This is a genomic window from Aminobacter sp. BA135 (assembly GCF_050859125.1).
In the GTDB taxonomy this organism is placed as follows: Bacteria; Pseudomonadota; Alphaproteobacteria; order Rhizobiales; family Rhizobiaceae; genus Aminobacter; species Aminobacter ciceronei.
The window spans coordinates 3,918,570-3,932,645 of sequence record NZ_CP139572.1 but is presented as its reverse complement, the minus strand read 5'-3'; the positions used below and the strand labels follow the sequence as shown (position 1 = coordinate 3,932,645).

Genomic DNA, 14,076 nt, shown 5'->3' with positions numbered 1-14,076 from the left:
GTGGCTTCGATCAATCTCACCAATATTCGCAAGCAATATGGCGCGGTCACCATCATCGACGATGTCAGTATCGCCATCGAGGATCGCGAATTCGTCGTCCTAGTTGGTCCGTCCGGCTGCGGCAAGTCCACGCTTTTGCGCATGATCGCCGGCCTGGAAACGATTTCGGGAGGCACAATCGCCATTGACGGCGAGGTCGTTAACGACGTCGGTCCGCAGAAACGCGATCTCGCGATGGTGTTTCAGACCTATGCGCTCTATCCGCATATGACGACAGCCCAGAACATCGGCTTTCCGCTGAAGCTGCGCGGTTCTTCCAAAGATGACATCGGTCGTGCTGTCGCCGACGTTGCCAACACGCTGCATCTCGATGCGCTTCTCGACCGGCAGCCGCGCGCCCTGTCGGGCGGGCAGCGCCAACGCGTGGCGATGGGCAGGGCGATGGTGCGAGAGCCCAGGGCTTTCCTGTTCGACGAACCGTTGAGCAATCTCGACGCGAAACTCAGGCACCACATGCGCATCGAGCTCCGCCAATTGCACAAGTCCTTGGGCGCCACCTCGATCTATGTCACGCACGACCAGATCGAGGCGATGACCATGGCCGACCGGATTGTCGTGATGAACCGTGGCAAGGTCGAGCAGGTCGGCACGCCGCTGGAACTCTTCGACAAGCCAGCCAACGTCTTCGTCGCCGGATTCCTTGGGTCTCCGACGATCAACTTTGGCAATGCGACGTTGGCAGAGACAGACGGATCGGCCACGCTCGAGTTTCATGATGGTTCTCGTCCGATCAAGATTGCCAACGTGCCGCCGTCGGCCCACAAGGAAGTTGTGGCCGGAGTGCGACCGCAACACCTTGAGGTTGTCTCGCCTGATGGGGCAGGTCTCACTGGGACGGTCGACATTGTCGAGCACACCGGGTGCGAAACGAATGTCGTTCTCTCAGTCGGCTCCGAGACGTGGACGGTCCAGTCCCGGACCCGTCAGCATCTCAAGCAAGGAGAGCGTGTCGGGCTCACCTTCGAGCCGGCCAATCTTCATCTCTTCGCAGCTGAAACGAAGGAGCGTATCCGGTGGTAGCAAAGACAAAACGCGACTCCGAAAGCGAACCAAAGCCGGCTGGCAAAAAGCGAGACCCCGAGCGTACCAGGCTCGTGATCATCGAAGCGGCGCGTGAGGAGTTCGCTGAAAACGGCTACGACGGCGCGCGCACCGACCGCATCGCCATCCGCACCGGCATGAGCAAAGGCGTGCTCTATCACTACTTCAACTCGAAGGATGATCTGTTCGTCGCCGTTCTGGAGGACATCTATCAGGAGCTGCGCTCGCAGAATGAAGCTCTGGTACTTTCAGATTTCGAGCCGGAGGCCGGCATTCGCGAGCTCATCGCGCATACCTACAAATACTTCGTCAAACATCCCGAGTTCATCGTGCTGGTGAACTCGGAAAACCTGATGAAATCCCAACACCTGGAAAAGTCGCAGTCGGTCCGAAGCATGTTTGCGCCGCTGTCGCGGCGCCTTGGCGAACTGATTGGCCGCGGCCAGGAGCAGGGGATATTCCGGGCGAATGTCGACGTGGTCGAGCTCTATATCTCGATCGTCGGCCTCGGCTACTTCTTCTTGTCCAATCGTTGGACTCTGAGCGTTGTCTTCAATCGCGACCTGTTGGCAGAGGGCGCGGAAGAGCGACGGCTCGCGCATATGACCGAGCTCATTCTCGACTATCTGCGCAACGTCAAACCCAAGGATGGCCCGAAATGATCGACAAATCCTCGGAGCTGCCGCCCGCCGGTCCCTTGCGCTGGCGCGATGTCGTTGAAACACCGGCGGTGCTGATCGACCTCGATATCGTCGAGCGCAACATCAGGCGCTGCCAGGATCAGTGCGATCGCCTCGGCGTGGCGATCAGGCCCCATATCAAGACCCACAAATTGCCGCTGCTCGCCCGCGCGCAACTGGCGGCGGGGGCGATTGGCATCACCGCGCAGAAGATTGGTGAAGCCGAAGTGATGGCCGATGCCGGCATCGACGACATCCTGATCACCTACAACATCGTCGGAGACCACAAGCTCGCGCGGCTTCGCCGTCTCGCGGACAGGTGCCGCCTGACCGTGGTCGCCGACAGCGCTGCTGTCGTTGACGGTCTTGCCCGCACCTTCGCAAGCGCGAAGGATGAGATCGGCGTCCTGGTGGAATGCGACACCGGAATGAACAGATGCGGTGTCCTGACGCCGGAGGAGGCGCTCGCACTTGCCCGGCAGGTCGCGAGCTCGGCAGGCCTGCGCTTCGCCGGCCTCATGACCTATCCGGCTCCCGGTCATGGCAACGCGGCCTGCGAATGGCTTGATAATGCCGCAAGCCTGATCCGTTCTGCGGGCATCGACACGCATACCCTATCCAGCGGAGGCACGCCTGATCTCTACGCGATGCAACATCATCCAAGCCTGACCGAATACAGGCCGGGCAGCTACATCTACAACGACCGCTCACTCGTCACCGCCGGCGCCTGCACCGTGGAGGATTGCGCGTTGACGGTTCTGACGACCGTGATCAGCTCGCCCGCTCATGGTCGCGCCATCGTGGACGCCGGAACAAAAGTGCTGACCTCAGACCTTTTCGGCATGAGTGGTTACGGCATGGTGCTGGAGCGCCCCGATAGCACGGTCATCTCACTCAACGAGGAGCATGGACGGATCGAATACACCAGCGAGCTGCCGCCTGCGGTAGGGGATCTTCTGCGCATCGTTCCAAACCACGCCTGCGTCGTCAGCAACATGGTCGACTCAGTGCATCTCATCAGGGGCGAGCACTACGTCCAGGCCGAGCCCGTTGCCGCAAGAGGGCGGATCACCTGATGTCGATTGCTGGGTAAACGCGAGATCCTAAGTGGACTCGGTTGCCCGCAAATCTGGAAAAACAAAAAGCAGGTTTGTCGCCACAATGGGAGGTCACGAGGCCTCGCGATCCCTGCATGGGACTGCGTCCCGCCACTGCTTCGCCCCGGTGCTGAGTATCGACGAGGCCTTCGATCATCCGCACAACCAGGCGCGTGGCATCTATCGGCGAACCGCCTCCGGCGCGATCGAAACATCTGCCGCGCCGCGCTTTTCAGCGCTGTCCTCCGAGGGGGAGCTGCATCGGCGGCGCTCCCGAGGCCCGGGGTGTCCAAAACGATCTTTGTAGTAAAAATTCAGGCATGTTGACTGTTTGTAGTTTTTATTCATATCGTCATGTGCTCCTTATGGAGAACCTAGGTGAGGGGAAAACATGACCAAGGCTCGTTCCATTCTTTTGTCCGCCGTTGCCGCATTGGCGTTCTCGACGGCTGCTACCTACGCGCAAGATCTGACCGCCTATTGCCCGATGTCCGAGGACGACTGCGCCTCGGTTCTCAAGGCGTTTGAGGCCGATTCCGGAATTTCATCAAATTTCGTCCGCATGGGTGCGGGTGAAGTGCTGGCGCGCGTGCGTGCCGAAGCTGCAAACCCACAGGCTGGCCTCTGGCTTGCGGGCACTGCCGACCTCTTCATTCAGGGCGCGGCCGAGGGCCTGCTCGAAGCGCACGCTTCGGCCAGCATCGACAAGGTTGATGCCAAGTTCCGCAGCAAAGACAACAGCTGGACGCCAATGGCCGTTTCGCCGATCGCGTTCTTCTACAACCCGAAATATCTGACCCAGCTTGGCGCCGAACCACCGACCAGTTGGGAGGACTTCGCCAAGCCGGTCTTCAAGGGCGCCGTCGTTCTGACACACCCGGCTTCGTCGGGCACCGCTTCGGTGGTCCTGGCCACCATGGTGCAGATCTATGGTGAAGACAAAGCCTTTGAAATCCTCAAGGCCACCGATCCAAACGTGCTGCAGTATTCGCGTTCGGCTGGCTCGCTCACCCAGATGGTAGCCTCGGGCGAAGTGGCGATCTCGCAAGCCTTCACCCACGGTCTCGAAGCAGCTCTCAAGCAGGGTTTTCCGATCGAAGTGTCGTTCCCGAAAGAGGGCACCGGTTATGAGTTGAACTCGGCGGCGGTTATCGCCAAGGCCCCGGAAGCCCAGCGTGAAGCTGCCAAGAAGTTCCTCGACTGGGTTCTGACCGACGCTGGGCAGAAGGCACTTGGTGCAACCCATCGTGAATCGGTGATTCCGGGTTTCAAAAATCCGGACCTTCAAATCAAGACGTCGGACATCAAGCTGATCGACTATGATTCCAAGTGGGCCGGCGAAAACCGTGGCCGCCTGCTCGAACGTTATGAGGCTGACGTGCGCGCCGCCTCGGCCGCGAAGTAAAGCGTGCTGTGCACCTTGGGAAGGAGCCCAGGCGCCTTCCCACCTTTCCCCATTTGTTGAGAGGCAAGCATGGCTGAGGCTGTTGCGCGGCAACCGCTTTTTGCGGGCGCCAAAAAGTTACTGGCCGACCCCTGGCTGTTTGGCATCTTCGTCCTGCTGACGATTTCGGTGCTGATCTTCGCCATCTTGCCCATTTTGAGCGTCCTGCGCATGGCTGTATCGGGCGCAGATGGCGATGTGCTCGGCACAATTGCCGAACGCCTGACCTCGCCGCTCATCTTGCGGGCGTTCGCCAACACCCTGCTTCTGGGGGCCACTTCGGCCCTGGTGGCCACTGTGGTCGGATTTATCCTGGCCTTTGCGATGACCCGCACCAGCATGTGGGGCAAGCGCGGGGTGCATCTGATTGCGCTGCTGCCGGTGATCTCGCCGCCCTTCGTCATCGCACTGGCAATGATCCTGCTGTTTGGACGTTCGGGCCTGGTCACCAGGGAGCTGCTGGGCATACCCAACAGCAACATCTACGGATTCCACAGCCTGGTGTTCATCCAGGCACTGGCATTCACGCCGATCGCCTACCTCAACATCCGCGGTATGCTGGAGGCAATGGACAGCGCGCTTGAAGATGCGGCCGCCATGCTGCGCGCATCGCAATGGACCATTTTCCGCCGCATCACGCTGCCGCTTTCGATGCCGGCGATCCTGAGCTCGATGCTGCTGGTGTTTGTAAAATCCATTGAGGATTTCGGCAACCCGCTGGTTATCGGCGGGAATTTCAACACCCTGGCGATCGAGGCCTATTCCCAGCTGATCGGCTATTTCAATCTTCAAGCCGGCGCCTTGCTGGCGAGCGTCCTGCTCGTGCCGTCCCTGATGGCCTTCATGGTCCATCGCTATTGGGTCAGCAAGCGCAGCTACGTGACCGTCACCGGCAAGCCAGCGACCCAGGCCATCCGCATCGTCCATCCTGCCATTGTCTGGCCCCTGGCGATGGTGTGCTACGCGCTCGTTGGCATCATCATCCTGCTTTACGGCACCGTAATATGGGTCAGCTTTACCAGGATCCCTGGAATCGACTGGACGCTGACGTTCGAGCACTACGAGAAGATCTTTGCCACCGGCCTGCAGCCGCTTTGGAATTCACTGACGCTCGCAGCCATTGCGACCCCTGTCGTCACCATCGGTGGCGTGTTGATCGCTTATCTTTTGGCGCGCCGCAATTTTCCGGGCAGCTTCATCCTGCGCTTTGGCACGCTGCTGGCCTTTGCGGCACCAGGCACCATCATCGGCATCGGCTACGTGACGGTGTTCAACACCGCACCGCTGCTTTTGACAGGGACCGCGTTCATCATCGTTGCGGCCATGGTGGTCAAAACGCTCCAGGTCGGCATTGAGGCCGGTACCAACCAGATCCGCCAGGTCGATCCAGCAATCGAGGAAGCAGCTTCAGTACTTGGCGCCTCGAACGCAAGGGTGTTCACGCGGGTGACACTGCCGCTGCTCAAGCCAGCGCTGTTTGCGGCAATGTCTTATGCCTTCACGCGTTCGCTCACCACACTGAGCGCGATCATCTTCCTCGTCTCGGCCAATTGGACGCTTATCACCGTAACCATCCTGAACCAGGTGGAAACGCTGAGAATGGGCCTCGCCGCCGCCTACAGCGTCATCCTCATAACAATCGTTCTGACCGTATTGGCGGTCATGCAGCTGCTCCTCGGACGCAGCCACAACAAGAGGTAATCCGCCATGTCTCGCGTCGCGCTCAAAGGCATCAACAAGATCTATCCCGGACGGGGCGGCCGGCCGGACGCCCATGCGGTCAAGGACCTGGACCTGGTCATCGAAGACGGCAGCCTGGTGACGCTGCTGGGCCCATCTGGCTGCGGCAAGACCACGACCCTGCGCATGCTGGCAGGCTTTGAAATTCCCACCACCGGGCAGATTCTGATCGATGATCGCGACATCACCACCACGCCGGTCAACAAGCGCGGCATCGGCATGGTGTTCCAGTCCTATGCGCTGTTTCCGCATATGTCGGTGCGCGAGAACGTGGCCTTCGGGCTCAAGGTGCTGGCGCTGTCATCGGCCGAAGTCGAGCGTAAGGTTGATGACATCCTCAAGGTCATGGATCTGTCCAAACTTGCCGAGCGTCAGCCCTCCCAGCTATCGGGGGGCCAGCAGCAGCGGGTGGCGCTTGCTCGCACTGTGGTGACTGAACCACGCGTGCTGCTGTTTGACGAACCGCTCTCCAACCTTGATGCGCAACTGCGCGAGCGCATGCGCGACGAGTTGCGCCTGCTCCAGCAACGGCTCGGCATCACCAGTCTCTATGTGACCCACGATCAGAATGAGGCCATGGCCATATCAGATCGCGTGGTGGTGATGCGCGACGGGATCATCGAACAGGATGACGCGCCCAATAACATCTACGCCCGCCCAACCACGGCATTCGTTGCCGATTTCATGGGCAAGGCCAACATCATCAAGGTGCGTGCCGAGCGTGTGGCCGCCGACCACATCGTGGCCCAGATTGGTGGCGGCAGCGTTGAGCTCCCCACCAACGGGCTCGAACTGAAAGAGGGCGATCTGATCGACTACGTCATCCGCCCCGAGCAGATGCTGATATCAGGCGATGGTCCGGTGTCATCGGTGATCGAGCGCGTCGTTTATCAAGGCGCCTACACCGAATACCAGGTGAGCATCGATGGCCAGGCCTGCACGGTGGTCGATTACCGTCACCATATGCACGATGCGCGTCCAGTGGGCGCGAGGCTGCCGATCGATCTTGCCTCATCAGTTCCTTGGCCACTTGCGCCCGCGGAGGCGGGAGCCTGACATGACTGCATCTACCGACACATTCATCGCCCAGGTCGCTGAAGCAGCCGCTCGCGAGGCTGGTGCGCTCATCCGCACATCCTTCCTTGAGGCAGCCCGGGGCGCGGTCCTTGGCGTCGAGGAAAAGCATGGCTATGCCGATATCGTCACGATCACGGACAAGCAGTCAGAGCGACTGATCTGGCGCGTTATTCGTGCGCATGTGCCGGACTCGCGCATCCTCGGCGAGGAGAGCGGCTGGCAAGGTGAGGGCGAGGTGGTCTGGTATGTCGATCCTATCGACGGCACCAGCAACTTTGCCTCGGGGCTGCCGTTCTTTTGCGTCTCCATCGCCGCGTTTGGCGCCGATGGCACACCGATAGTCGGCGTCGTTTATGACCCGATGCAGGACGAAATGTTCACCACGCATTCGGGCCAGCTGCTGCTCAATGGCGTAGCGGTAACGCCGGCAGTCCGAGCCCGAAGCGACAGGGACGCCGAACTGCTGACCAACCTGCCGCGCGAGGGCAGCCGCCCGACCGCGGTGGAGCTCGAGCGCTTCGGCGATCTCGTGATGAACTTCAGGGCGGTGCGCCGGCTAGGCTCAGCTGCGCTGCAGCTTGCCTATGTCGCAATCGGGCGCGCTGCCATAAACTACGACGAGGGATGCCACCCATGGGATATCGCCGCGGGCCTGCAATTGGTCGCAGCTTCGGGCGGGCAGCTATTGTGCTGGTCAAAGGAGGATAACCATCTGATCGCCGATCCACTGGCGCGGCTTGAGACGGTGAACAAGTTCGTCGTCACCACACCTGAATACGATCTGAGAAACTCGGCAGTTCTGACCGGGTGGGCTTCGGTTTCTTGACCCGTGGCGCGAAGTGCAGCATGCCATTTCAGGCGGCGGGCAGGGGATGATCATGCTGGGGCAGATACGAGCATCGCTTAACGACATGACGCCGGCCGAACGGCGTGCGGCGGAGACGATCCTGGGCAATCCCCAGGCTACAATCGGCTGGTCACTGGCAGACGCTGCTCGGTTTTCCGGCGTCAGCGAACCTTCGATCATTCGCTTCTGCAGGCGCCTGGGTTTCGACGGCTATTCGGATTTTCGCCTCAAGTTCGCCCAGGCCGTGGCGCTGATCAGACAGGATGATCAAGCTCTTGCCGAGGCTGCCGACGATCCGGTCAAGGCCAGTATTCTGGACAATTGCAATCGAGCTATCGCCGCGATCAATGACCTCGCCCTTGATATCGACAGCGCCGCGGTCGCCAGGGCGGTCGACATTCTGCTCAAATCGCGCCGTGTCGACATCTACGGCCATGGCGGCTCGGGTTTTCTGGCGGGAGAAGGGCAACACAGGCTTGCCCATCTCGGTATCGCAAGTGTCGCCTATTCCGACCCGGCGCTGCAGATGTTCTCGGCACTTGCGCTGGCGCCGGGCGACACGATTATCGCGCTGTCTTTTTCGGGCGTGACCACCCACCTGATGCCGAACCTGGAAATCGCCCGCAATGCCGGTGCGAAGATCATTTCACTGACCCCGACAGGGTCACCCATCGCCAGGATGGCGGACGTCAACATCGCCATCAACGCCTATCGCCAGAAAAAGGGCGCAGGTTTCCTGCCGAGCGAGCGCGTATCGATGTATGTCATGTTCGACGCCCTGATCGGGCTGATCAGTGCCCAAAAAGGATCAGCCGCAACCTGAGAGGTCTTCACCCGGCGATCTTCCGATGACCACGGGGCGCCTTTCGACCTTGGGCATCACGGTTGCTTCTCCAACGGACTGGCGGCCAGGAATGCCGGACAGCAGTCAAGACAGCCGTTGTTGGCGACATGGTGTTGGGCATGTGAAACGATCACCTGACGAAAGGCGATGGCCTCCGCGAATCTCAAAGCTTCTGGCAAAGCGAATTTGGCTGGGGAACCTGGATTCGAACCAGGACTAACGGAGTCAGAGTCCGTGGGTCTACCGTTAACCTATTCCCCAGCAAGGCCGATCTGGTGTCGGCCGCGACGCTGTTGTTCAACGCCGCCGGTGCGCGCCTTTTAGCCGCCGCCGGGAAATAGTCAACCCCACAGGCGGCGGCAATTTCGCATTTCAGCTCTTGTCCGTGTTGCCGCTGCGTCCGAACTGCGAATGCTCGAACCCAAGCACGGCGACGATGCCGAGGATGAGCGGAATGATGAGATAAAACAGGCGGAAAACCAAAAGCGCGGCAAGCACTGTCGCCGGATCCATTTCCGGCAGGCCGGTGAGGAACACCACTTCGAGCACGCCGAGGCCGCCCGGCGCATGTGATGCCTGCGCCACCGCAAACGAGATCAGGAAGATGCCGAGCACGATCAGATAGCCGGGATTGTTCTCGGTGGGCAGGGCGAAATAGATGATCGCAGCGGCTGCCAGGATCTCCAGCGGGCCGATGATCAGCTGGCGCGCGACGATGGGCAGGGACGGGTAATAGAGGCGGAAGTTGCGGATGGCGAGCGGCTTGAGATGCAGCCAGCTGCCGAAGACGTAAGCCGCGACGGCGGTAAGCATGGCGATGCCAAGCGCGATCCACCAGCCCTCATGCCTGCCTTCGGTGTAGCGGTCGAGCAGGCCGGGCTCGAGCAGAATCACCACGGCACCGACAAAGACGCTCGACAGCACGAAGGTGAACCAGCAGATGCCGACGAGCACGCCGACGTCCTGGCCGGTCAGGCCCTTGGTGGCGTAGGCGCGATAGCGGATGACGGCGCCCGAAAACACCGAGCCGCCTATGTTGTGCGACAAGGCATAGGTGGTGAAGGAGCAGACGGTGACGAAGAACCACGACACGCGTTTGCGCAGGTGCAGAAGGGCGATGTGGTCGTAGCCGGCAAGCGCGGCATAGGCGACGACGGAGCTCAGTGCCGACAGGATCCAGCCATGCGGCGGGATGGCGGCAAGCCCGCTCCAGACATCGTCGAGGGAGATTTCACGCCACTCATTGTAGAGCAGCCAGGCAGAAACGGCGACGGCGCCGAGCCCGATGACGGGCCAGATTAAGTCCTTGATTCTCATGCGGCTGCGCTTGCCCACTCCTTTCGGTCTGGCGTTTCGATACCTCGTATTGTGGCTATGCGTCCGCTCGCACGACCGGGTGGGGTTCCAGCTTTGCCCCATCGAAGCCGGCTATTCAACCCGAGCGGCGGTTTTCTGTGCGCAAGCCCGGCGCGTCCGGCATGCCGGGCGGCAAATTACGACGCGGGCGGCCTTGGTGATCGGCGCGCACGCTGATAGTGTGGCCGCAACACAAGATGAGTTGCGCGTGCAGCGTCCGAAAGGTTCGCGCGGCGCCAGAAGGAAGTTGCAAGGTGAAGGACCGCGAGCCCGGCGCTGACGCGTCGGATGCGGGTGTCTCCGGGGATGGGCCGTCGCGTCACAGCGCCGGCCGATCTCAAAAGGGCCGTCAGGCCGCCGCACGACCGGTCAACGGTCACGGCCAAGGGGACGCTGCGCAACACAAGACAAAGACCCGGAAAAGGCGCAAGCGCCGGCGCGGACGCAAGGTTTTTGCACGCGATGGCGCACAACCCGTTGCCGGCGGCGGACAGGCTGAAACAGCCATCCCGCCGGCCGCACTCAAGCCGAACATGCCGCCGGCAAAACCTGGTCCCGCACCCAGGCCGGATCAGGCCGAGCTGGCACATCGCGTGCCGACGGCCGAGCTGCCGGTCTTTGCCGCGCTCGACCTCGGCACCAACAATTGCCGCCTGCTGGTCGCCGTACCAGGCAGGCCCGGCCAGTTCCGTGTCATCGATGCCTTCTCGCGCATCGTCAGGCTGGGCGAGGGGCTGTCGGCATCGGGCCGTCTCGGCCAGCCGGCGATGGACCGCGCGGTCGAGGCGCTCAAGGTCTGCAGCGACAAGCTGCGCAACCGCAAGATCCGGAAGGCGCGGCTGATCGCCACCGAAGCCTGCCGTACGGCTGCCAACGGGGCGGAGTTCATCGACCGCGTCGAACGCGAAGCGGGCCTCAAGCTCGAGATCATCGACCGCCAGACCGAGGCGCGGCTTGCCGTTTCCGGCTGCGGCTCGCTGGTCGAGCGCGACACCGACGGGGTCGTCCTGTTCGACATTGGCGGCGGCTCGTCCGAGATCGCGCTGATCGACGTCTCGCGCCATCGTTCGCCGCGCCTGGCGAATCATATCGTCTCGTGGACCTCGCTGCCGGTCGGCGTCGTCTCGCTCGCCGAGCGATTCGGCGGCCGCACGGTGACGCGCGAGATCTTTGCCGCCATGGTCGAAGATGTCGCGACGCGGCTGCGCGCCTTCGACGGGCGCGACCGCCTGAGCCACATCGTCTCCAGCCCGAAATTCCACCTCTTGGGAACGTCTGGAACGGTGACCACGCTGGCCGGCGTGCATCTCGAACTCGACCGCTACGACCGTCGCCGCGTCGACGGGCTGTGGATGGACGGCTCAAGCGTCGACCGCATGGTCGAAAAAGTGCTCGGCTGGGATTTCCAGCAGCGCGTCGCCAATCCCTGCATCGGTGCCGACCGGGCCGACCTGGTGCTCGCCGGCTGCGCCATTCTCGAGGCGATCCGCGCGGTGTGGCCGTCGGAAAGGCTGCGTGTCGCCGACAGGGGCTTGCGCGAAGGCATATTGAGCGAATTGATGGCCGATGACGGCGTGTGGCGCCGCAACTGGCGAAACGGACAAATGAGATGACCAAGAAGCCGACAAAGCCGGAGGTGGCGGCGGGCGCGACACGCGTGATGCGCACCAAGATCAAGAAGAAGCGCGGCCTCAAGGAATCGTCGCGCCGCTGGCTCGAGCGCCACATGAACGATCCTTATGTCCAGCGCTCCAAGGCCGACGGCTATCGCTCGCGCGCGGCCTACAAGCTGATCGAGATCGACGACAAGCATCATCTGCTCAAGCCCGGCATGAAGATCATCGATCTCGGTGCCGCCCCCGGCGGCTGGTGCCAGGTGGCGGCGGCCCGCACCGGCTCGACCGCCGAGAACCCGCATGTCGTCGGTATCGACTATCTCGAAATGGATGCCGTGCCCGGTGCGCCCGTGCTGCTGATGGATTTTCTGGACGACGCCGCGCCGCAGCGGCTTTCGGAAACGCTGGGCGGCGCCCCAGACGTCGTGCTCTCCGACATGGCGGCGCCGACGACAGGCCACCGCCGCACCGACCACATCCGCACCATGCATCTGTGCGAGGTCGCCGCCGATTTTGCCATTTCGGTGCTCAAGCCGGGTGGCCACTTCCTGGCCAAGACCTTCCAGGGCGGCACCGAGGCCGAGCTCTTGAACCTGCTCAAGCAGAATTTCCGCAGCGTCCATCACGTCAAGCCGCCGGCCTCGCGCGACGAATCGGCCGAGCTCTATCTGCTTGCCAAGGACTTCAAGGGCAGGGCTGCCCCCGATCCGTCATAGCTGTTGCGGCTCTTCGGCTATGGGCCTCTGCCCGCCATGACCTGAAATAGCCTTGCCGGCGTCGGGCGCCAGCCGCGCGAACAAAAGCATCGGCAGGGCCGAGATGACGGCGATGACCAGAAAGGCGAAGGTGAAGCCTGCGCCGCCGATGGCCTGGCCTGTGAACACGCTCCACAATTCCAGCGCGCCGCCGCCGACGGCAACGCCGAGCGCCACCGTGATCTGCTGGGCGGCCGCCGAAATCGCCGTTGCCTGGCCGCTCTGCGCCGGTTCGATGTCGGCGAACACCAGCGCGTTGGACGAGGTGAAGAACATCGAGCGCAGGAAGCCGGCCAAAAACAGCACCGACAGGATCACCAGGTAAGGCGTCTCGGCCGTGAAAAAGCCGTTGGCGGCGATCAGGCAAGCCGAGCCGCCCGCCGCCACGAGAAGCACGGTGCGGAAGCCGACAGTGCGCAGGATGCGCGGCGCCACGAACTTCATCGACAGCGCGCCCGCAGCGGTGGCGAAGGTGATCATGCCGGACTGAAACGGCGTCAGCCCGAAGCCGAGCTGGAACAGGAGCGGCAAAAGGAAGGGTGTCGCGCCGACGCCGATGCGGAACAGCGATCCGCCCGCAATGGCCGTCCTGAACACCGGGTTGGAAAACAGCTTGAGCTGCAGCAGCGGGTAATCCCTGCCCCTGGCGTGCCTGACATAGAGCAGGGCGCTGATCACGCCGATGCCGATGGTCACCACGCCAACGACCGGCGGCAGGGCCGGCAGGCTGACGACCGACAGGCCGAAGACGATGCCCGAGGCGGCGATGGCCGACAGGAAGAAGCCTGTGACATCGAGCGGGCGTGTCGGCTCGGGCGGGATTTCGGGCAGGAAGCGCCCGGACAGCCAGATGCCGATCGCGCCGATCGGGATGTTGATCAGGAAAATCCAGTGCCAGGCAAAGAAAGTGGTGATGAATCCGCCGACCGGCGGGCCGATCAGCGGGCCGATGAGGGCAGGGATGGTCAGCGTCGCCATGGCCGACACCAGCCCGCTCTTTTCCGTGGTCCGCACCAGCACCAGGCGCGCCACCGGCGTCATCATCGATCCGCCCATGCCCTGCAGGAAGCGCGCCAGCACGAACTCGCCTAGGGAACCAGAGACGGCGCAGGCTACCGAGCCCAGCATGAACACGCCGATCGCAACGCGGAAGACCAGCTTGGCGCCGAACCGGTCGGCCATCCAGGCGCTGATCGGGATGAAGATGGCGAGCGAGACGAGATAGGCCGTCAGCGCCAGCTTGAGCGCGATCGGGCTCGTGCCGATGTCGGTGGCGATCGCCGGCAGCGACGTGGCAATGACGGTCGAATCCATGTTTTCCATGAACAGGGCGACGGCAAGGATCAGCGGGGTGGTTCTGTTCACGCGGGGCAAGTCCGGGGGGCAGGAAGTCAGACGCAAGGCGGTCGCTGGTTCAACCGCAATCGAGCGTTATCACGGATGCCTTGATATGTCCGTAGCCAGCACGCTTTGCATTTCAGGGCCAGCTACTCGAGGCGCCGACCTGGCGGGCATAATG

Annotated in this window: 12 protein-coding genes and 1 tRNA gene; 10 read left to right on the top strand and 3 right to left on the bottom strand. The window is 62.3% G+C overall.

Annotated features, from left to right (window positions below):
- The 8 genes from SLT36_RS19240 to SLT36_RS19205 all read left to right on the top strand — a co-directional run bounded on the left by SLT36_RS19240 (position 1) and on the right by SLT36_RS19205 (position 8,809).
- Positions 1-1,080 (top strand): ABC transporter ATP-binding protein, encoded by a 1,080-nt coding sequence (locus SLT36_RS19240; RefSeq protein ID WP_432283955.1) that lies wholly within the window; start codon positions 1-3, stop codon positions 1,078-1,080.
- A gap of 74 nt (positions 1,081-1,154) precedes the next feature.
- On the top strand, positions 1,155-1,763 hold the full coding sequence (locus SLT36_RS19235; RefSeq protein WP_432283954.1) for a TetR/AcrR family transcriptional regulator: 609 nt from the start codon (positions 1,155-1,157) through the stop codon (positions 1,761-1,763).
- Positions 1,760-2,857, top strand: a complete 1,098-nt coding sequence (locus tag SLT36_RS19230; protein ID WP_432283953.1) for a D-TA family PLP-dependent enzyme — start codon at positions 1,760-1,762, stop codon at positions 2,855-2,857. Before SLT36_RS19235 ends, SLT36_RS19230 begins: the two co-directional genes overlap by 4 nt.
- Before the next feature lie 412 nt (positions 2,858-3,269).
- A complete protein-coding gene (locus SLT36_RS19225) occupies positions 3,270-4,283 on the top strand; it encodes an ABC transporter substrate-binding protein (protein WP_432283952.1) in 1,014 nt (337 codons plus the stop codon).
- 69 nt (positions 4,284-4,352) lie between these two features.
- Positions 4,353-6,023, top strand: a complete 1,671-nt coding sequence (locus SLT36_RS19220) for an ABC transporter permease (protein WP_432283951.1) — start codon at positions 4,353-4,355, stop codon at positions 6,021-6,023.
- Positions 6,024-6,029: 6 nt separating this feature from the next.
- On the top strand, positions 6,030-7,118 hold the full coding sequence (locus SLT36_RS19215; protein WP_432283950.1) for an ABC transporter ATP-binding protein: 1,089 nt from the start codon (positions 6,030-6,032) through the stop codon (positions 7,116-7,118).
- Positions 7,069-7,965: an inositol monophosphatase family protein gene (locus SLT36_RS19210; RefSeq protein ID WP_432283949.1), complete on the top strand. Its 897-nt coding sequence runs from the start codon at positions 7,069-7,071 to the stop codon at positions 7,963-7,965. Before SLT36_RS19215 ends, SLT36_RS19210 begins: the two co-directional genes overlap by 50 nt.
- 52 nt (positions 7,966-8,017) lie before the next feature.
- Positions 8,018-8,809, top strand: coding sequence for a MurR/RpiR family transcriptional regulator (locus SLT36_RS19205; protein ID WP_432283948.1), 792 nt, complete (start codon positions 8,018-8,020; stop codon positions 8,807-8,809).
- Between the two features lie 208 nt (positions 8,810-9,017).
- Here the strand turns inward: SLT36_RS19205 and SLT36_RS19200 are convergent.
- Positions 9,018-9,091: transfer RNA gene (locus SLT36_RS19200), tRNA-Gln, on the bottom strand.
- Positions 9,092-9,202: 111 nt separating this feature from the next.
- Positions 9,203-10,147 carry a lysylphosphatidylglycerol synthase transmembrane domain-containing protein gene (locus SLT36_RS19195; RefSeq protein ID WP_432283947.1) on the bottom strand — a complete coding sequence of 315 codons (945 nt, stop codon included), beginning with the start codon at positions 10,145-10,147 and terminating at the stop codon, positions 9,203-9,205.
- A gap of 236 nt (positions 10,148-10,383) precedes the next feature.
- Here SLT36_RS19195 and SLT36_RS19190 point away from each other — a divergent pair, with 236 nt between their 5' ends.
- Together SLT36_RS19190 and SLT36_RS19185 are read left to right on the top strand one after the other, a co-directional pair.
- Positions 10,384-11,799: a Ppx/GppA family phosphatase gene (locus SLT36_RS19190; protein ID WP_432283946.1), complete on the top strand. Its 1,416-nt coding sequence runs from the start codon at positions 10,384-10,386 to the stop codon at positions 11,797-11,799.
- Positions 11,796-12,518: an RlmE family RNA methyltransferase gene (locus tag SLT36_RS19185; protein WP_154385590.1), complete on the top strand. Its 723-nt coding sequence runs from the start codon at positions 11,796-11,798 to the stop codon at positions 12,516-12,518. The genes SLT36_RS19190 and SLT36_RS19185 overlap by 4 nt, the downstream gene beginning before the upstream one ends.
- On the opposite strand, the gene SLT36_RS19180 is transcribed toward SLT36_RS19185, so the two are convergent.
- On the bottom strand, positions 12,513-13,922 hold the full coding sequence (locus SLT36_RS19180; protein ID WP_432283945.1) for an MFS transporter: 1,410 nt from the start codon (positions 13,920-13,922) through the stop codon (positions 12,513-12,515). The two genes, SLT36_RS19185 and SLT36_RS19180, sit on opposite strands and share 6 nt — an antisense overlap.
- Positions 13,923-14,076: the final 154 nt, after the last annotated feature.

What these genes read in the sequence shown, in the direction of transcription:
- SLT36_RS19185 (WP_154385590.1), top strand. Translation starts at nt 11,796, where the DNA reads ATGACCAAGAAGCCGACAAAGCCGGAGGTGGCGGCGGGCGCGACACGC.
- SLT36_RS19205 (WP_432283948.1), top strand. Translation starts at nt 8,018, where the DNA reads ATGCTGGGGCAGATACGAGCATCGCTTAACGACATGACGCCGGCCGAA.
- SLT36_RS19220 (WP_432283951.1), top strand. Translation starts at nt 4,353, where the DNA reads ATGGCTGAGGCTGTTGCGCGGCAACCGCTTTTTGCGGGCGCCAAAAAG.
- SLT36_RS19215 (WP_432283950.1), top strand. Translation starts at nt 6,030, where the DNA reads ATGTCTCGCGTCGCGCTCAAAGGCATCAACAAGATCTATCCCGGACGG.
- SLT36_RS19225 (WP_432283952.1), top strand. Translation starts at nt 3,270, where the DNA reads ATGACCAAGGCTCGTTCCATTCTTTTGTCCGCCGTTGCCGCATTGGCG.
- SLT36_RS19230 (WP_432283953.1), top strand. Translation starts at nt 1,760, where the DNA reads ATGATCGACAAATCCTCGGAGCTGCCGCCCGCCGGTCCCTTGCGCTGG.
- SLT36_RS19195 (WP_432283947.1), bottom strand. Translation starts at nt 10,147, where the DNA reads ATGAGAATCAAGGACTTAATCTGGCCCGTCATCGGGCTCGGCGCCGTC.
- SLT36_RS19190 (WP_432283946.1), top strand. Translation starts at nt 10,384, where the DNA reads ATGAGTTGCGCGTGCAGCGTCCGAAAGGTTCGCGCGGCGCCAGAAGGA.